This window comes from Aquirufa novilacunae (genome assembly GCF_045310505.1).
Lineage (GTDB): Bacteria > Bacteroidota > Bacteroidia > Cytophagales > Spirosomataceae > Aquirufa > Aquirufa novilacunae.
The window spans coordinates 317,038-335,649 of the sequence record NZ_JBEWZG010000001.1; the positions used below are offsets into that span (position 1 = coordinate 317,038).

Here is an 18,612-nt window from a genome sequence, read left to right on the forward strand (position 1 = left end):
GTTTTTGTGGAGGGACTCTGGGAAAACAATAGCAGAGTTCCAATAATTGCACAAAGTTAATAAACCTTCCGGTAATCTGTGTAAATTTGTGTTTTTAATACGCATATTATGATCATTGTAACCGGTGCCGCAGGATTTATTGGAAGTTGTTTGATTCAAAAGTTGAACGAGTTGAAATTTCGTTACATCATTGCAGTCGATGACTTTTCAAACGCTGAAAAGAACCTAAATTTAGCTAATAAGGCTATCATGGAGCGGGTTGATCGCAAGGACTTGTTTGCTTGGTTAGAAAAGAATAATAGAGAAGTGGAGTTCTTTTTTCACATCGGAGCAAGAACGGATACGACCGAATTTGATACGGCGATATTTGATGAATTGAATTTAGATTATTCTAAGAAGGTTTGGGAGGCCTGTGTTAATTATCAAATTCCATTAGTGTATGCTAGTTCAGCTGCGACCTATGGTCTGGGTGAAAATGGGTATGAGGATAAGGAGGAATTGATATCTTCCTTAAAGCCTTTGAATCCGTATGGTGATTCAAAAAACGACTTTGATATTTGGGCATTAAATCAGCCTAAAAAGCCATTTTTCTTCGCTGGACTTAAGTTTTTTAATGTGTATGGTCCTAATGAATACCATAAAGGAAGAATGGCGTCCGTTATTTGGCATGCGTATCAACAAATTACAAAGAACGGCACGCTTAACCTGTTTAAATCACATCGAAGTGATTTTAAAGATGGAGAGCAAATGCGTGATTTTATCTATGTAAAGGATTTGATTGATGTTTGTATCTACCTGATGGAGCATCGGAAAAATTCGGGTATCTATAATTTAGGTACGGGTAAGGCTAGATCATTTAACGATTTAGGTGTGGCTACTTTTCAAGCTTTAGGCTTAACGCCTACTATTCAATATATTGATACACCAGCAGATATACGTGATAAATACCAATATTTTACGGAAGCTACGATGCAAAAGCTGCGTTCAATTGGCTATGATAAACCCTTTACAAGTCTAGAAGATGGTGTGGAGGATTACGTGCAAAACTATTTAGTTAAGCAGTTGTATTACTAAGCCATTTGCGTAACCCCTCTTCCGCAAAGCCTTTTCCATACGCAAATAGTTGAATGTTAGCCGCGAATATGGCTAATAAAGCTATTCGGTAATCTTTGGTGTTTATAATAGCACTGAAGAATACAAGAAGGCTGTAGATGATTATTCCGCAAAAAAGCAAAACACCTAGAGAAGGAAAAAATAATAGAGCTAATCCTGTCAGAACGTAATAACAGAAAAATAGGAAAGGGAAAAAGTGAACTGGCTTTAATTCTTTCGGAAAGAAACGACTTATATTGATTCTTGCTCTTCCGAAAAAATGTAACTGATTATAAAATTGTCTAAAATCGGTTCTTCTTTTATGGTAAATAAAGGCCTTCGGAATTAGCCCAGATTTAAAACCAATGGAGATACATCGAATACTGAACTCGATATCTTCACCCATTCTGGTGATTTTAAATCCACCTGTCGCCTCATATACTTTCCGAGAAATACCCATGTTGAAGCTTCTCGGATGAAATTGTCCCCCAATGTTCTTTTCTTTACCTCGAATTCCTCCTGTCGTAAGAAAAGAAGTCATGGAATAACTGATGGCTTTTTGGATAGGGGAGAAGCTTGGATGATCTTTATCTGGACCGCCAAATAAATCTAAATGATCTGCCTTAATGGCCTTGTCCACTTCATTCAAATAAGTCGGTTCTAAGAGCGCATCTGAATCTAATATAATAAAGAAATCTCCTTTAGCTTTTTCAAAAGCATAATTACGGGCAAATCCTTGGCCACCGTTTTCTTTGACATAATAAGCTAAATCAAAAGATGCCTTATATTTTTCAATAATTTGAGCGGCATCATTGGTGGAACCATCTTCAATAACAACCACTTCAAAATCCCGAAATTCCTGCAACTGAATACACGCTAATAATTCATCCAATTCTTGTGGACGATTATAGACAGGTATGATCAGGCTGTAGGCCGGCGTTTTCATTCTATAATGATTGAAGCGTTTCTTTGCTAGCAGAGATAATTCGATCGTATTCTGAATCCCCTAATGCCGTGGATAAGAACCAAGACTCGTATTGCGATGGAGGTAAGTAGATGCCTTTTGCAAGCATCCCTTTGAAATACTTACCGAATAAGGCGGTATCTGAAGTTTTCGCATCACTAAAATTGTTGACCTCTTTATCCGTGAAGAATAGGGTAAACATGGATCCGATTTGATTAATGGTATAATTAAGTCCTAAAGACTTTAAATCAGCACTCATGGCATCTTTCAGAGCTAAACCACGCGATGCTAACTCCGTATAAATTGAAGGATTATCTGTGATTAAGTTTAACATAGCTAAACCCGCCGTCGTAGCTAAAGGATTACCTGATAAAGTGCCAGCCTGGTACACGGGACCCGCAGGAGCAATCATGTCCATTATTTCGGCTTTTCCTCCGTAGGCACCTACCGGTAGTCCACCACCAATAATTTTTCCTAAGGTGGTTAAATCAGGTTGAATACCAGAAAGACCTTGGTAACCACTCGATGATAATCTAAAACCAGTCATTACCTCATCGAAAATAAGTAATGCGCCGTATTGTTGACATAATTTCTGGACACCCTCTAAATAACCCTCTTTGGGAATCACTAAGCCCATATTTCCTACAACAGGTTCCACTATCACCGCAGAAACTTCGGATGGATTAGCTTTAAATAGGTTTTCTAAACTGGAAAGGTCGTTATAAATAGCGGTTAATGTATCTCTCGCTGTCGATACAGTCACTCCAGGACTATCGGGAGTTCCTAAGGTAGCAACACCTGATCCAGCAGCGATTAAGAAGGAATCACCATGTCCATGGTAGCAACCCTCGAATTTGATGATTTTATCACGTTTCGTATAGGCTCTTGCTAAGCGAATGGCAGCCATAGTTGCCTCTGTTCCAGAGTTAACTAATCTAACTTTTTCAACGGAAGGAATCATGGAGATGATTTTTTCCGCAATTAATACTTCGTTATAAGTCGGAGCACCAAAAGAAAAACCATTACCTAGAGCATTACGAACAGCTTCTTCAATCACTTGATGTGCATGGCCGAAAAGCATAGGTCCCCAAGAGCCGATAAGATCAATATAAGAATTACCATCTACATCCTGCAAATAAGCACCTTTAGCAGATTTAATAAACACGGGATTACCTCCGACCGACTTAAAAGCGCGAACCGGAGAATTTACTCCTCCCGGAATTAACTCTTTCGCTTTCTCAAAATAGGCTGTGCTTAAGGTGTTCATCTTATTTTTTCTTCTTAGTATTCTTTGCTGCTTCTTTTTGTTGCTCTTCCATCGTCTTCAATTGGGTTTGAAGATATTGAGAGAACTTGGATTTTTTAGGGCCACCACCTGCGGCAATTTTCTTTCTGTTTTCGTCTAATAAGGCTTTGATTTTATCCTCATTTACGAATTTACGAATGGCTAATTGTTGACCGATAGTTACCAAATTCGATACGAAATAATAGAAACTTAAACCAGCAGGGAAGGAGTTCATCACGAACATGAAGATAACAGGCGTCACATACGCCATCATTTTCATGTTAATGGGTTGACCTGGTTGATCTGGTGTGATTTGGTTATTATAATACCCATACGCTAATTGCGAAACGGTCATTAATAAACAAAACAAACTCACGTGAGCTCCGTAGAAAGGTATGCTAAATGGCAAGGTGATAAATGAATCATAAGTCGATAAATCGTTCGCCCATAAGAAAGACTCTTGACGAAGATTAATCAAGTTAGGGAACAACATAAATACAGCCATTAAAACGGGCATCGTTGCTAATACCGGAATACATCCGCTTAAAGGATTAACACCCACCTCACCGTATAACTTCATCGTTTCTTGTTGTACACGCGCAGCATCGTCACCAATTTTCTCTTTAATCGCTGCGATTTCAGGAGCTAAGATTCGCGTCTTAGCCATAGAAACGTACGATTTATAGGTAAGTGGTAATAAGGCAGTTTTGATGATTAAAACTAAAACAATAATCAACAAACCATAATTTGTAAATAGGCTTTCTAAGAATCCGAATAAAGGAACGAAAATGTATTTCGTAATTGGCAGTAAAAAGTCATAGCTAAGCTTCACGTTTTTACCAAAATTAGGCACCTCTACCTTATTAACGATGGAATAATCATTGGGTCCAAAGTAAAATTGGAAGTTAGATTTACCAGCAGAAAGATCTGATGCAGATCCAACGATTTGCGCATCTAAGGTCTTGATGTTTAGGCTATCGGTTAAATTAGGTGTAGCCGTTAATGAAGCTTTCTTAAAAGTAAATCCTTGAGGAATTAATCCACTTAGGAAGTATTTCTTCTTGAAGCTAATCCATTTAATGCTTTGGTCTAAATTCTCGTTAGTTACTGAACTTGGATTTTCCGACAAATAATCAAATTCTTCGTCCTCTGTTAGCAAATAATTAATGGTTGCTTTACGTTCTTCGGTAATATCTTTTTCCGTTTGATGTACTTGTTCTTTCCAGTGAATGAAATAGTCACCGCCTGATAAAGCTACCGATTTAGCATCTAATTGATAATCTAACAGGAACCCAGATTCAGCTAAATTATAAGATGATTTAACCACTTGTCCACCTGGAGTAGTTCCGGTGAATTCAATTTTGTTACCTGTTTGAACACCAACAAATGCGATTGTATTTAACTTGACCTTACCCGAAGTGGTAGGTAGTTCAATGGCAAATTCATCTTTATTCGAATTATATATATACAATCCGTCGTTTTTGCCTGCATTGAAATTTGCGTAGCTCTTGTAATTCTTTAGTTGAACAGAAACTAATTTAGCTCCGATAGAAGATACCTTAACAACGATATCCTTGTTTTCAAGCGTATATACTTGTTCTTTTTGAACTGTTGAATCTAGAACGGCGATGACAGCCGTATCTTTTTTAGCGTGAGCAATTGTTTTTGAGGCAACGGCCTTAGGAGCTACCGATGCTTCCTCTTTTGGGGCAAAGAAATATTGGTAGCCTAAAAGCATACCCATAATTAAAACAATACCCGTGATGGAATTTCTATCCATGATTTCTTATTTAGAATTTTTAATGAATGGAACAGCATGCTGATGTGCTGCTTTTACGAATTGAACAAACAGGGGAGAAGGACTCTCTACTGTTGACTTATATTCTGGGTGAAACTGAACTCCTACGAAGAAAGGATGATTTTCAATTTCGACAATCTCGACTAAGTTTGAATCTGGGTTGATTCCTGAGGTGATCAAGCCTGCTTTATGGAACTGATCTAAATAGTCATTATTAAACTCATAGCGATGTCTGTGGCGCTCCTGAATGGACGATTTGCCATATATTTTATAAGCCAAAGTCCCTTTTTCAATCTTACATGGATAAGAGCCTAAACGCATCGTTCCTCCTTTTTCAGAGATGTCTTTTTGCTCTAGCATCAAGTTGATCACCGGATCTGGACTATCAGGATTCATTTCGAAAGAGTGAGCCTCTGTTAATCCCATGACATTACGCGCATATTCAATAACGGCACATTGCATACCTAAACAAATACCTAGGAATGGAATTTTATTTTCACGCGCATATTTCACCGCATTAATTTTGCCTTGAATACCACGCTCACCAAAACCAGGTGCCACCAAGATTCCATCTAATCCCGCCAGGGTTTCAGATAAATCGTCTGAATCCATCGTTTCAGATGATAACCACTGCAAGTTTACTTTGATGTCATTCGCCGCGCCTGCATGAATAAAGGCTTCTGCAATTGATTTATATGAATCTTTTAATTCAACATATTTACCAATTAAACCGATATTAATCTCAAACTTCGGATTTTGAAGCTTTGACAAGAAGTTAGTCCAATTTTTTAGGTTGGATTCTTTGTCGTTGTAAATATCTAATTTGTATAATACGCGACTATCTAAACGCTCTTCCTTCATTAATAGAGGCACTTCATAAATAGTAGAAGCATCACGTGCTTCAATTACATCTGCCTCGGAAACGTTACAGAATAAACCAATTTTCTTCTTCATCTCCTGCGGAATTGGGTGTTCTGTTCTGCAAACTAAGATATCAGGTTGAATTCCTGATTCTGATAATTGCTTCACGCTATGCTGCGTAGGCTTTGTTTTTAATTCTCCTGCAGAGGCTAAATAAGGAATTAAGGTTAAGTGAATAAACAAAGTATTCTTCTCACCTAAATCCCATTTTAATTGGCGAGCTGCTTCTATGAATGGTAATGATTCAATATCACCCACACAACCTCCAATTTCCGTGATAACGATATCATATTTTCCAGATTCGCCTAATAACATGATATTACGCTTGATCTCATCCGTAATATGTGGCACTACCTGTACTGTTTTACCTAAATAATCACCTCTACGTTCTTTCGTGATGACATTATGGTAAATACGGCCGGTTGTAATGTTATTAGCTTGGCTAGTAGGTGTATTTAAGAAACGCTCATAGTGTCCTAAATCAAGATCGGTTTCTGCTCCGTCATTCGTTACATAGCATTCGCCATGTTCATAAGGATTCAGGGTACCTGGATCGATGTTGATATAAGGGTCAAACTTTTGGATTGTACAGGTTAAACCTCGCGCTTGAAGTAGTTTAGCTAAAGAAGAGGCAATGATGCCTTTGCCTAACGAGCTTGTTACACCACCCGTAACAAAAATGAACTTGGATTTCTTGGGATTCCCTTTACCAGACATTGATAGAATTGTTGATTTGGTTACGGGAAACAAAGATAGTGAAATAAAAGCATACCGAATTAATCCTATTTTTATTTTATCTTGCATTCTTAATAGAATTTGCATGAAGCCTCAACAAATTACGCTCTTTTCAGCCTCAGCTGGTTCAGGGAAAACCTATACCTTGACCATCGAGTATCTGAAGATGGCGCTCTCAGAGGTAGAAACGAAGGGGTATTTTAGACGTATTCTGGCAGTCACTTTTACGATAAAAGCGGCTGAGGAAATGCGTCAAAGAATTTTACAATTTTTATCTGGAATTGCTGATTATCCTAGTTTTCATTCTACATCAGTTGAGGATCAGCCTAAGTTTGTCTCCATTCTGACCAAAATTCAGCAAGAATTAGCCGCCGATGGTATTGATTTATCAAAGGAAGAATTAGCTTTTCGTGCTGCCACTACTTTACAGCAGATACTTCAAGATTACGGTTTGTTTTCTGTGATGACTATTGACTCTTTCGTTCAGCGTTTGAGCGCGTCATTCATAGACGAATTAAATCTGCCTACCCAATATGAAATTTTACTTGATTCAAATAATTTAATTCATGAGTTAATTAATCGCTTACTGGATCAGGTGAATAATGCTGGGGATGGAGAATTAAGTGATTTGATTTTATCTTTCGCAAATCAAGAAGTCTCTGAAGGTCGAAACTGGAATCGTATGAGGGATAGCTTGCATAGCTTTTTAAAAATTACCCTTGATGAGAAGTTTCTTAAAATTGAACCTCAGATTGCTTCATCGACTGTTCGAGATTTTCTACACCTAGAGGATCACCTACGCTCCTTGAATAATCAGATGCTAGAGGAAGTAAAGCTAATTGCGACAAACTTCTGCGCTATAATTGCCCAAATGAATCTAGATGATTCTCTCTATTTTTATGGTTCAAAGGGCCCAGTGGGTATAATGAAGTCTGCTGAATTATCACCTGAATTAGCAGATAAGTCCTATCATTATTTAAAGACTGCCATTGAAAAGAATACTTGGTCCTCTGGAAAGGCAAGTGCGGTAGATAAAGCATTGATCGAATCTAATTCGGCAGAATTAAGCGATTTAGGCTCGCAGTTTCTGGAATTGCAATCGCTTTATTCTAAGCGTTATCGGTTTTTAAACTGGGTACTTAAAGATTTGAAGAAGATTGCCTTGTTGAATCTGATTCAGCGAGAAATGCGTCTTTACCAACAAGAGAATTCCGCGATTCCTATTTCAGAGTTTTCTAAAAGAGTATATGAAGTTATCTCCACGGATCCGATTCCATTTATTTATGAAAAATTAGGGGATCGCTATTTTCATATTTTCATTGATGAATTTCAAGATACATCCATTTTGCAATGGAAGAATTTCATGCCACTCATCGAAAATGCGACATCCATTGGAAAGCGAAGTTTATTAGTAGGAGACGCAAAGCAATCCATTTACAAGTTTAGAGGAGGAGAGGTAAGTTTGATTGCTTCTTTGTCGACTCAGAATGCCTCCTTAGTAAACATTCATTTTGATGAGGATAGTTTAGACGAATCTCGATTCTCATATTTATTGAATCAAGTAACCCCAGCTTCACTAGCTGATAACTACCGAAGTGCGAAAGAAATAGTCAACTTTAATAATGACTTCTTCGAATCTTTAACCACAAACCAGCAGGTCAATGCATTATGCCCATTGATTGCTCCTTTGTATGGCAATAATTTGAAACAAAATCCGAAAATTCCGTCAGCTGAATTCAATGGGACGGTGGATCTTTTGGTATACCATAATTCGAAAGAACCTACAGGTTATACAGAGCCAGAAAATGAGTTTATGTTAAGGCAGGTCATCCATTTGATTCAACATAATCGAAAGCTCGGTTTTGATTATCAAGACATCGCTATTCTGACACGTAAGAATAAGCATTCTCGTTTTCTAGCCTTGCGTTTAAAAGAAATTGGTATACCTATTATCTCATCAGATTCACTTTTGGTGCATTATTCTCCGTTAGTAGGATTGATATTATCTTATTTATCCCTACTTGAAAACCCGAAAGAGAATCTCTTTTTCTATGAATTAGTGTATCAGTTTGCGGAGATTCGAGGTAAGGTGATTAGTGAAGCTGAACTTGAAAAGCTTAGTAGCTATTCCAGTAGTTCTGCACTTTCCAATTCAATTCTATATTTTAAAGACCAAGGTATTGTAGTTCCTGAATTTATAGATCTACTTCAATGGGTATATGAGTTAATCTCTGTTTTCAACTTGTTAACTAATGAGGAAGGACAAGATTACTTATGGAAGTTCCTGGATATTTTAAACGAGTATGTTTTAAATAAGGATAAATTAACGGCCGGATTTTTGACACACTTTAATCAAAACAGAAACAATTATTGCATCACTAGTGATTCGGAGGCAGATGCCGTAACTATTTCAAGTATTCATAAATCGAAAGGTTTAGAATATCCTGTGGTCATTGTGCCCTATATTAATTGGACTTTTCAGGCTGAATCTGAGCGTATTTGGTTTGATATCAATCCAGATGAAACATCAACTATATTGGGAGAAGAGACATTGAATTTACCACCCATTTATGGACGTGTTAATTCAAGTGAAATATTGCCATTTCCTTCCTTAATAAATGCGGCACAGGTGGAGAAAGAAGCTATATTTTTAGATGCCTTAAATATGTTATATGTGGCCACCACAAGGCCTAAACAATCCTTGCATCTTCTTTTAACTGTTCCTGAGGCTGATATGCATTCAAGGACCATTGCCTCTTTTGATCAATCCGTCGGAAAGCTTTTATATCAATATGCAGAAGAAAAGGGGACAAAAATGGATTTACCTGAATATTTGCAGATTGACTCCTCTTTAGCTTGTTCTTATTATACCTTCTCCGATTCAATTGTTGAGCCCAAATCATCGAGAGAGGATTTAGCAAAACAGACAAAAAATGTTCAATTACAAGTTAAAATTGCAGATCAAGCTATTTCATTACGTGTAAATTCAGCCAAAGTTGACTTATATACCGCTTCATCGACTAAAAGAGAAATCGGTAATCGCCTACATGATTTATTAGCTCAATTGCCTGATTTTGATGCTTGGCAAGAAGTAAGGTCAAAATCAAAGGTAGATGTATCTCTTATTGATGAGTTATTTATGGATTCGAAAGTGCAGGGATTTTTTAAGAGAGAAAATTTAGCTTTTAATGAAGTGGATTTACTTTGTCCCGATGGATCGATTGTAAGACCTGATCGGGTGAATCGGGTAGGTGATGCCTTACAAGTCATTGATTTTAAAACGGGTAAATCAAAGCCAGAGCACGATGAACAAATTGCTCGTTACAAACAAACTTTACAATCTATGGGTCATCAAGTGACGGAGGGTGTTTTAATTTATCTCGAAACAAAAGAATTGCGCTATGTGTAAGCGATTTTTAGCACTTTGCTTGTTAGTCATTCTAGTGGATTCTTGTTCTTTTGTCAAGCGGATGTTTCACAAGCCTGGCTCTTCATATTACAGCGCTAAAGAGATTAAGGCGATTTTAAAAGAAGCAAGAAAATACAAAGGAGTTCCTTATCGTACAGGTGGTATGGATACAAAAGGGATGGATTGCTCTGGCTTATTGTTTAAAGCCTACTCATCAAATGATTTCAGTATACCGCGTGTTTCCGCAGACCAAGCTAAATTTGGGGAGGAAATTAGGCTTCAAGATATTCAATTAGGAGATTGGGTATTCTTTGCGACAGGTAAGGTAGGGTTGATCAATCATGTGGGTCTAATCACAAAAGAAAAGCCATCTATTAGTTTTATACATGCTAGCACGAGTTACGGAGTTCGTGAGGATTTATTATTCCAAAGGTTTTGGCTAGAGCGCATTGTTAAAATTATCCGTCCATATAAAAATTAATATGGATATTAGGCTTTGATGTTCTATTTTTGCATTTCTTTTTAAAAATCTATGTCGAAAAAAATTGTAATTATTGGTGCTGGTGGAGTTGGTAATGTCGTAGTAAAAAAATGTGCGATGAACCCTGCTTCCTTCTCTGAGATTGTTTTAGCTTCTCGTACACTCGCTAAATGTGATGCCATTGCTGCTGAATGTGTAGCTATCGGTTTACCTACAGCTGTGAAGACTCGTCAAGTGGATGCAGATAATGTACCTGAATTAGTAGCTTTATTTAAAGAAGAAAAGCCATTTTTAGTGATTAATGTGGCTTTGCCTTACCAAGATTTAACGATTATGGATGCTTGTTTAGAAGCGGGTGTTCATTATTTAGATACGGCGAATTACGAGCCTAAAGACGTAGCCAAATTTGAATATTCTTGGCAGTGGGCTTACCAAGATAAATTTAAGAAAGCGGGTTTGATGGCTTTGTTAGGTTGTGGATTTGACCCAGGTGTTACAGGTGTTTATACGGCTTACGCTAACAAGCATTATTTCGATGAAATGCATTATTTAGATATCATTGATTGTAATGCAGGAGATCATGGAAAAGCATTTGCAACGAATTTCAATCCGGAAATTAATATTCGGGAGATTACGCAGAAAGGAAAGTATTGGGAGAATGGGGAGTGGATTGAAATCGAACCGATGTCGATTCATAAGCCGATTGATTATCCTAATATTGGACCTAAAGAATCCTATGTATTATACCACGAGGAATTAGAGTCATTAACAAAGAATTTCCCTACGCTCAAGCGTGCTCGTTTTTGGATGACATTTGGTCAAGCTTATTTGACTCACCTAGAAGTACTTCAAAATGTAGGCATGACTTCCATTGCACCGATTAAGTTCAATGGAACGGATATCGTTCCTTTAGAGTTCTTAAAGGCAGTTTTACCAGAACCGGGGACATTAGGAGAGAATTATTCAGGCCAAACGTCTATTGGTTGCCAAATCAAAGGTATTAAGGATGGTAAGGATGCTACGTATTATGTTTGGAATAATTGCCATCACGCAGATTGTTATAAAGAGGTGCAAGCACAAGGCGTAAGTTATACGACGGGTGTACCTGCTATGATTGGAGCTTCTTTAATGATTGATGGTTCTTGGTTTGCTCCAGGCGTTTTCAATGTGGAAGAATTTAATCCAGATCCATTTATGGAATTATTGAACATCCATGGTTTGCCTTGGGATGAGCAACACAACATCACTTTACCTCACGAATATTAAGATGAATTACTATCCTTCGATTCCATCTCCTTGTTATGTATTGGAGGAAAATTTATTGATTTCTAATCTGGAACTTTTAAAAAGAGTTCAAAAAGAGGCTGGAATTGAAATTATTTGCGCTTTAAAGGGTTTTTCCTTTTATCATGAATTCCCCTTAGTTAAACAGTACTTAGCTGGAGCTACGGCTAGTTCATTGCACGAAGCTCGCCTAGCTTTTGAGGAAATGGGTGTTAAACCTCATGTCTATTCACCTGCCTATTTAGAATCTGAGTGGGCTGAATTAAGTTCTTATGCAGGTCACATTACCTTCAATTCACTTAATCAGTATCATCAGTACAAAGAGCGTGCTTTAACAGCAGGTATTTCCTGTGGATTACGCATTAATCCGGAATATGCGGAGGTGGATACCGATATGTATAATCCATGCATTGCCGGTTCTCGATTAGGTATTCGCAGATCTGATTTAGGGATTTTACCAGAGGGGATAGAAGGATTACATTCACATACGCTTTGTGAGAATGATTCGTATGTGTTGGAAAGAACCTTAGCCGTTATTGTAGAGAAATTTGGAGATCTACTTCCATCTTTAAAATGGTTAAATCTAGGAGGCGGTCATTTGATTACGCGGGCTGATTATGATGTCGATCATTTAATCGGTTTGCTGAAAGGATTTCGTTCTAAGTACCCTAATTTACAAATTATTCTAGAACCAGGGTCAGCTGTAGGCTGGCAAACAGGTTTCTTAAAGTCTACCGTTCTAGATATTATCGAGTCTGCAGGGATTACAGTAGCCATACTAGATGTTTCCTTTGCGGCTCATATGCCTGACACCTTAGAGATGCCGTATAAGCCACGGATTAGAGGAGCGAACTCTGAACCTGAAAAAGGAAAGCCGACCTACCGTTTTGGAGGTATGACTTGTTTAGCGGGTGATTTCTATGGTGATTATTCTTTTGAACAGCCGCTTCAAATAGGAGATGAAATCATCTTGGAAGATATGATTCATTATACGATGGTGAAAACGACCACTTTCAATGGCGTTAATCTACCTAATATTGGAAAAATAGATACAGTAGGTAATTTCCAATTGTTTAAATCTTTCGGATACGAATCGTTTAAGGATAGATTGTAATAGTGGAGAAGATCGGTCTCGAACCGACGACCTCTTGCATGCCATGCAAGCGCTCTAGCCAACTGAGCTACATCCCCATTAAAAATTGACTTTTACACCTACACCTCCTTGAATATGCAAGAAGAAGGGATTGGGGAGTAATTCCGTGTATAAGCCTAATTCGGCAAAGAAGGATAGGTTAGGGGCGTCTATTGGGAAATACTCTAAGCCAGCGATACTGGCCGCACCGAGGCCTCTTTTTGTTTCAGGATAGACCGAATTGTCTGAAAACAGATTTCTAGAAACAAATTGCGGGCCAGCCCCATAATAATAATGCAAATCAGAATTTACTAAAGTAGGTCGATGCCATAAATACAAGGCATTGAGAGAGAATCCAATATTTTGAAAGGAGCCATTTTGATAAGAACGATTCGTCCCCCAAAGTCCACCATACGTCCCAAAATTAAATTCGACCGCATTTTTACCAGAGGGCAAATAGCGTTTTATCATAAATCCGCCCGGTTCGCCGACTCTAAATCCCGCAGCCCAATCTTTCATTTGTGCCTTTGCAGCAGTGAAGCCACAGCATAAAAACAAGAAAAGGACAATGCGTTTTAACATATTATGCTGCGTAGAATTTAGAAATTAGATCAACTAATTTATCGTTTTCTTCTGATAACCCAATCGTAATTCGAATAGAATCTTCACATAAAGTAACAGTACTTCTATTTCGGGTGATTAATTTCTCTGAAATCAAATAATTAAATAGCTCATTCGATTTCTTAAACCGAACTAAAATAAAATTAGCGTCAGATGGATAAATGTGAATTACCTCAGGAATTTGTCCTAAAGATTCCATTAAACGTTTTCTTTCTGCCAATAGCAGAGAAACCGTATCCTCTTTAAATGAGGTATTGGCTAACGCTTTTATCACAATTTCTTGTGTTGCTCCACCGATATTATAAGGAGGCTTTATTTTATTTAACAGTCCGATAATTGTGGGATGAGCAAAGGCCATTCCTAAACGCAGGGAGGCTAATCCATAAGCTTTGGAAAGTGTCTGCATCACAATTAATTGCGGGTATTTCACTAATTCCTGAATAAAACTAGGCTCATCAGAGAAATCGATATAGGCTTCATCAATGATGACGAATCCTGTTGTAAAGGATTCAATCAAGGTGTAAATATCTGTACGATTTAATTTATTTCCTGTGGGATTGTTAGGAGAACAAATAAATAGCAAACGCGTATTTGAATCGATTGCTTCTAAAATACCAGCCACATCTAACTGGTAATTCGTAAGTAGACTTACTTTTCGCTGTTCAATGTGGTTAATGGAAGCGCTAACCTCGTACATTCCATAGGTAGGAGGGCAAAGAATAATATTGTGAATACCCGATTGACAGGTCATTCGCATAATTAAATCAATTGCCTCATCAGATCCATTCCCTAAAAAGATTTGATCGACATTGCATTGTTTGATAGCCGCTAATTGCTCCTTAATCGTTAATTGTAACGGATCAGGATATCGATTCCATTTTTTTGGAACGCCGGAACCCATTGGATTTTCATTGGCATCTAAAAACACACCTTCTTTACCTTTGAATTCATCTCTGGCAGACGAATAAGGTTTTAAGTTCCAAATATGTTCTAATATGAAGTTCTGAAAAATCATTTTAATCGTACTTTAACAGCGTTAGCGTGTGCTTGAAGTGATTCTGCTTCTGCCATATCAATGATTGTGTTGCCTAAATGGCTTAAACCAGCTTTACTGATGGATTGAAGCGTTATTTTCTTAGTGAATGAATCTAAGTTTACTCCTGAATAAGAGCGCGCAAATCCATTTGTAGGTAAAGTGTGGTTCGTTCCCGAAGCATAATCACCTGCTGATTCTGGGGTATAATTTCCTAAGAAAATAGATCCTGCATTCCTGATTTGATCTGCGAATGCTTCTGGATTCTTGCAGGCTAGGATCAAGTGCTCAGCAGCATATTCATTTAATAAATCTGTCGCTTCTTTTTCTGTTGCTACTAAAATGAATTTTGAATTCAATAATGCCTTTTTAGCTAATTCTCTTCGAGGTAATTCTTTTAGTTGATCCTCGATGGCTAGAAAGGTCTCCTGAATAATTCTTTCGTCTGTGCTCACTAGGAAGACTTGCGAGTCAATTCCATGTTCAGCCTGTGAAAGTAAATCAGAAGCAATAAATGCAGGAACCCCTTCGGAATCTGCATAAACGGCCACTTCAGAAGGACCAGCTGGCATATCGATGGCAGTACCTAATCGATTAGCATACATTTTAGCGGCTGTAACATATTGATTACCTGGCCCAAAGATTTTATATACCTTCGGTACACTTTCTGTTCCTAAAGTTAACGCTGCAATGGCTTGAGAACCTCCAATTTTAGCCATCTTAGTAACACCACAAAGTTTGGCAGCATAAAAAATGGCTGGATGTTCTGCGGGAGTACATAAAACAACCTCTAGACAACCAGCAATCCTAGCGGGAATAGCTAACATTAGAACGGTTGAGAATAGGGGTGCCGTGCCTCCGGGAATATAAATACCCACTTTATCTATGCCTGTTGCTTTTTGCCAGCAGACAACGCCTGGATTAATTTCAATCTTGGCTGAAACTAATTTTTGTGCGTTGTGAAAGGCATAAATATTATCATACGCGTGTTTTATAGCTTTCTGCAAATGCTCCTCTGTTTTTGCTGCGAATTGATCAATCTCTTCTGGTGTATAGAGAATGGAATCGATATTTCGATTCTCATAATTCTTCGTCAATTCGCGAAGTGCAGCATCGCCTTCTGTTTGTACTTTTTGAAAAACACCTTCAATTAAGCTACCTAAAGCAGCCTGCTCCAATGCCGGTCTTTCGCAAAGACGAGCATAATCTGTCGGTGAAGGATAGTTGATTTGTGTAAACATGATTAAAGAATCATTTTTTCAATAGGTAAAACTAAAATTCCTTCTGCACCTGCATCTCGAAGATTCTCGATGATATTCCAAAAATCGTTTTCTTCAATAACCGAGTGAAGTGAGAACCATCCTTTCGTTGCTAATGGCAATACGGAAGGGGATTTCATCCCTGGCAAAAGAGCCGTCACTTTTTCAATGTTCTGTTCTTGCACATTCAACACGACATATTTTGCGTTTTGACCTCTTTGAACAGAATCAATTCTAAATAATAGTTTATCGAGTATAGCCTGTTTTTCAGCTGATAATGAATTGTTAGAGATCATCACTGCTTGGCTTTGGAAAACCGTAGCTACCTCTTTCAACCCATTGCTTAAAAGTGTTCCTCCAGTAGACACGATATCGCAAATGCCCTCTGCAAGTCCAATACTTGGCGCAATCTCTACTGAGCCCGATATCTCATGCATCTCTGCATTTACGCCATTCTTTTTAAGGAATTGATTCGTTAGGTTGGGATAAGACGTCGCTATGCTCTTTCCTTCAAATTGACTTAGATCTGTATATGCTTCACTTCTAGGAATAGCTAATGATAGACGACATTTAGAAAAACCAAGTTCTTTTACGATATCTACCTTGCGTGTGTGCTCCATCAATACGTTTAGGCCCACAACTCCTAAATCAGCTACACCATCTTCCACGTATCCTGGGATATCGTCATCGCGAAGAAATAAAAACTCGATAGGGAAGTTGCTAGAAATTGATCGTAGTTTAGACCCACCCGATTCAAATTTAATGCCACACTCTTTAAAAAGCTTTAAAGAATCATCGCTTAAACGTCCGGACTTTTGTACCGCAATTCTGATATTGTTTGTGCTCATTGTATGTAATCTAAAAAAAGCAAGCCTCGAAATTACTCGAGGCTTGCTGAATCAATTTTATAAAAACATTTTGATTGGGTCCTCTAAGTATTGTTTCAGGGTTAACAGGAACGCAGCTCCCGTTGCACCATCTACCACGCGATGATCACAAGTCAATGTTAATTTCATAATGTTGGTTGCATAGAATTGACCATTCTTAACACCCACGGTTTCTTTAATACCACCTACCGCAAGAATACATGATTCTGGAGAGTTGATAATAGAAGTGAATTGGTCGATTCCAAACATACCTAAGTTAGAAACGGTAAATGTATTGCCTTCCCAATCTTTCGGTTGCAATAATTTATTTTTTGCTTTTCCTCCTAAATCTTTCGCCTCAGCTGAGATTTGTGCGATTGATTTTTCAGAAGCAAAACGAATCACTGGTACTAGCAAGCCATCTTCAACAGCTACAGCCATACCAATGTGTACGTGTTTGTTTACACGAATGCGATCTTCCATCCAGTAAGAATTTACTTTAGGGTGTTTCGCTAAGGATAGAGCAGTGGCTTTAATCACCATATCATTGAATGAAATCTTCACGGGTAATACTTCATTCATAGATACACGCGCTTCCATCGCTTTATCCATATTGATTTCCATCGTTAAATAGAATTCTGGAGCGCTAAATTTAGATTCAGACAAACGACGAGCGATTGTTTTACGCATTTGGCTGTTTGGAATATCCTCAAAGCTTTCCACACCACCTGTGAAGTTTGCGTTCGCACCGCCAGAGTTTGGATTATATTCTTCCACATCTGCCTTTGTGATACGTCCACCTTCACCCGTTCCCGTAATCCAGTTTAAGTTATATCCTTTTTCTTTTGCCAAAGCACGAGCTAAAGGACTTGCCTTCAATTCTGCACCTGGTTTAGAAGCGATTTTTTCTTCCGCAATTGGAGCCTTTGTAATGACAGGTGCTGGTGCACTTGCCACAGGCGCAGGAGCCGGAGTTGTAGCTACTGGTGCGGGTGCAGCCGATTTAGGCGCTGCCTCAGCATCTAAAATCAATTGGTAATTAGCACCAGGTTCTCCTACGATAGCAATAATACCATCTACGATGACACCTTGTCCTTCTTTTGCTCCAATATATAATAGTGTACCATCTTCATAGTTTTCTAATTCCATGGTAGCTTTATCTGTCTCTACTTCAGCAATGATGTCTCCATTCTTGATGACATCACCTACAGCTTTTAACCATTTAGCGATAACGCCTTCTACCATCGTATCGCTCATTTTAGGCATACGAACAGCGACTGCTTTAACTCCACTTAAGTCGATTGTTGGGGTAGGGGCTGCAGTTTCTGCCACTGGAGCTGCTGCCGGTGTTTCTGCGGCTACAACAGGTGCTGGAGCTGACGCTGCAGCAGGAGCCGCTAAAAGTGCTGAATAATCTTCACCTGGTGTCCCTACAATAGCGATAATTCCATCAACTGGAACTGCTTCACCAACCTTTACACCGATATATAATAAAGTGCCGTCTTCGTAATTTTCTAATTCCATCGTTGCTTTGTCCGTCTCGACTTCCGCAATAATGTCACCTGATTTAATAACGTCACCTTCTTTTTTTAGCCAATTTGCAATCACGCCTTCTAACATCGTGTCGCTCATCTTGGGCATTCTAATAATTTCAGCCATCTTATTTCGTTTGAATATCAAAAATACGCTTTAAACCCTGTTTTTAAAAATTTTATGTGATAATTATTCTCTA

14 protein-coding genes and 1 tRNA gene are annotated in these 18,612 nt (G+C 38.2%); 5 read left to right on the plus strand and 10 right to left on the minus strand.

Annotated features, from left to right (window positions below):
• Window positions 1–108 precede the first annotated feature (108 nt).
• On the plus strand, window positions 109–1,074 hold the full coding sequence (gene rfaD / locus V7S74_RS01425) for an ADP-glyceromanno-heptose 6-epimerase (protein ID WP_406776992.1): 966 nt from the start codon (window positions 109–111) through the stop codon (window positions 1,072–1,074).
• Here the strand turns inward: rfaD and V7S74_RS01430 are convergent.
• From V7S74_RS01430 to V7S74_RS01445, 4 genes are read right to left on the minus strand one after another with little or no spacing between them, the layout of a single operon-like run.
• Window positions 1,055–2,038, minus strand: a complete 984-nt coding sequence (locus V7S74_RS01430) for a glycosyltransferase family 2 protein (RefSeq protein ID WP_406776993.1) — start codon at window positions 2,036–2,038, stop codon at window positions 1,055–1,057. The two genes, rfaD and V7S74_RS01430, sit on opposite strands and share 20 nt — an antisense overlap.
• A gap of 1 nt (window position 2,039) precedes the next feature.
• A complete protein-coding gene (gene hemL / locus V7S74_RS01435; protein WP_406776994.1) occupies window positions 2,040–3,323 on the minus strand; it encodes a glutamate-1-semialdehyde 2,1-aminomutase in 1,284 nt (427 codons plus the stop codon).
• Window position 3,324: 1 nt separating this feature from the next.
• Window positions 3,325–5,121: a membrane protein insertase YidC gene (gene yidC, locus V7S74_RS01440; RefSeq protein WP_406776995.1), complete on the minus strand. Its 1,797-nt coding sequence runs from the start codon at window positions 5,119–5,121 to the stop codon at window positions 3,325–3,327.
• Between the two features lie 6 nt (window positions 5,122–5,127).
• Window positions 5,128–6,777 carry a CTP synthase gene (locus V7S74_RS01445; protein WP_406776996.1) on the minus strand — a complete coding sequence of 550 codons (1,650 nt, stop codon included), beginning with the start codon at window positions 6,775–6,777 and terminating at the stop codon, window positions 5,128–5,130.
• A 103-nt stretch (window positions 6,778–6,880) separates the two neighbouring features.
• Between V7S74_RS01445 and V7S74_RS01450 the strand changes: the two genes are divergently transcribed.
• From V7S74_RS01450 to nspC, 4 genes are read left to right on the plus strand one after another with little or no spacing between them, the layout of a single operon-like run.
• Entirely contained in the window at window positions 6,881–10,204 is a 3,324-nt protein-coding gene (locus tag V7S74_RS01450) for a UvrD-helicase domain-containing protein (protein WP_406776997.1), read from the plus strand.
• Entirely contained in the window at window positions 10,197–10,685 is a 489-nt protein-coding gene (locus tag V7S74_RS01455; RefSeq protein ID WP_406776998.1) for a C40 family peptidase, read from the plus strand. The genes V7S74_RS01450 and V7S74_RS01455 overlap by 8 nt, the downstream gene beginning before the upstream one ends.
• Window positions 10,686–10,736: 51 nt before the next feature.
• Window positions 10,737–11,951, plus strand: coding sequence for a saccharopine dehydrogenase family protein (locus tag V7S74_RS01460; RefSeq protein ID WP_406776999.1), 1,215 nt, complete (start codon window positions 10,737–10,739; stop codon window positions 11,949–11,951).
• A 1-nt stretch (window position 11,952) separates the two neighbouring features.
• Complete coding sequence (nspC, locus tag V7S74_RS01465) at window positions 11,953–13,083, plus strand: carboxynorspermidine decarboxylase (RefSeq protein WP_406777000.1); 1,131 nt, start codon at window positions 11,953–11,955, stop codon at window positions 13,081–13,083.
• Window positions 13,084–13,086: 3 nt separating this feature from the next.
• On the opposite strand, the gene V7S74_RS01470 is transcribed toward nspC, so the two are convergent.
• The 6 genes from V7S74_RS01470 to V7S74_RS01495 all read right to left on the minus strand — a co-directional run bounded on the left by V7S74_RS01470 (window position 13,087) and on the right by V7S74_RS01495 (window position 18,539).
• A tRNA-Ala gene (locus tag V7S74_RS01470) sits at window positions 13,087–13,160 on the minus strand.
• Between the two features lies 1 nt (window position 13,161).
• Window positions 13,162–13,683 carry a hypothetical protein gene (locus V7S74_RS01475; RefSeq protein ID WP_406777001.1) on the minus strand — a complete coding sequence of 174 codons (522 nt, stop codon included), beginning with the start codon at window positions 13,681–13,683 and terminating at the stop codon, window positions 13,162–13,164.
• A 1-nt stretch (window position 13,684) separates the two neighbouring features.
• Window positions 13,685–14,737: a histidinol-phosphate transaminase gene (gene hisC / locus V7S74_RS01480; RefSeq protein ID WP_406777002.1), complete on the minus strand. Its 1,053-nt coding sequence runs from the start codon at window positions 14,735–14,737 to the stop codon at window positions 13,685–13,687.
• Entirely contained in the window at window positions 14,734–15,996 is a 1,263-nt protein-coding gene (gene hisD, locus V7S74_RS01485) for a histidinol dehydrogenase (RefSeq protein ID WP_406777003.1), read from the minus strand. Before hisD ends, hisC begins: the two co-directional genes overlap by 4 nt.
• A 2-nt stretch (window positions 15,997–15,998) precedes the next feature.
• Complete coding sequence (hisG, locus tag V7S74_RS01490) at window positions 15,999–16,862, minus strand: ATP phosphoribosyltransferase (RefSeq protein ID WP_406777004.1); 864 nt, start codon at window positions 16,860–16,862, stop codon at window positions 15,999–16,001.
• A 57-nt stretch (window positions 16,863–16,919) separates the two neighbouring features.
• Window positions 16,920–18,539, minus strand: a complete 1,620-nt coding sequence (locus V7S74_RS01495; RefSeq protein ID WP_406777005.1) for a 2-oxo acid dehydrogenase subunit E2 — start codon at window positions 18,537–18,539, stop codon at window positions 16,920–16,922.
• Window positions 18,540–18,612: the final 73 nt, after the last annotated feature.

What these genes read in the sequence shown, in the direction of transcription:
- V7S74_RS01460 (WP_406776999.1), top strand. Translation starts at nt 10,737, where the DNA reads ATGTCGAAAAAAATTGTAATTATTGGTGCTGGTGGAGTTGGTAATGTC.
- V7S74_RS01455 (WP_406776998.1), top strand. Translation starts at nt 10,197, where the DNA reads ATGTGTAAGCGATTTTTAGCACTTTGCTTGTTAGTCATTCTAGTGGAT.
- rfaD (WP_406776992.1), top strand. Translation starts at nt 109, where the DNA reads ATGATCATTGTAACCGGTGCCGCAGGATTTATTGGAAGTTGTTTGATT.
- V7S74_RS01445 (WP_406776996.1), bottom strand. Translation starts at nt 6,777, where the DNA reads ATGTCTGGTAAAGGGAATCCCAAGAAATCCAAGTTCATTTTTGTTACG.
- hisC (WP_406777002.1), bottom strand. Translation starts at nt 14,737, where the DNA reads ATGATTTTTCAGAACTTCATATTAGAACATATTTGGAACTTAAAACCT.
- V7S74_RS01495 (WP_406777005.1), bottom strand. Translation starts at nt 18,539, where the DNA reads ATGGCTGAAATTATTAGAATGCCCAAGATGAGCGACACGATGTTAGAA.
- V7S74_RS01475 (WP_406777001.1), bottom strand. Translation starts at nt 13,683, where the DNA reads ATGTTAAAACGCATTGTCCTTTTCTTGTTTTTATGCTGTGGCTTCACT.
- V7S74_RS01430 (WP_406776993.1), bottom strand. Translation starts at nt 2,038, where the DNA reads ATGAAAACGCCGGCCTACAGCCTGATCATACCTGTCTATAATCGTCCA.
- yidC (WP_406776995.1), bottom strand. Translation starts at nt 5,121, where the DNA reads ATGGATAGAAATTCCATCACGGGTATTGTTTTAATTATGGGTATGCTT.
- hemL (WP_406776994.1), bottom strand. Translation starts at nt 3,323, where the DNA reads ATGAACACCTTAAGCACAGCCTATTTTGAGAAAGCGAAAGAGTTAATT.
- nspC (WP_406777000.1), top strand. Translation starts at nt 11,953, where the DNA reads ATGAATTACTATCCTTCGATTCCATCTCCTTGTTATGTATTGGAGGAA.
- hisG (WP_406777004.1), bottom strand. Translation starts at nt 16,862, where the DNA reads ATGAGCACAAACAATATCAGAATTGCGGTACAAAAGTCCGGACGTTTA.
- hisD (WP_406777003.1), bottom strand. Translation starts at nt 15,996, where the DNA reads ATGTTTACACAAATCAACTATCCTTCACCGACAGATTATGCTCGTCTT.
- V7S74_RS01450 (WP_406776997.1), top strand. Translation starts at nt 6,881, where the DNA reads ATGAAGCCTCAACAAATTACGCTCTTTTCAGCCTCAGCTGGTTCAGGG.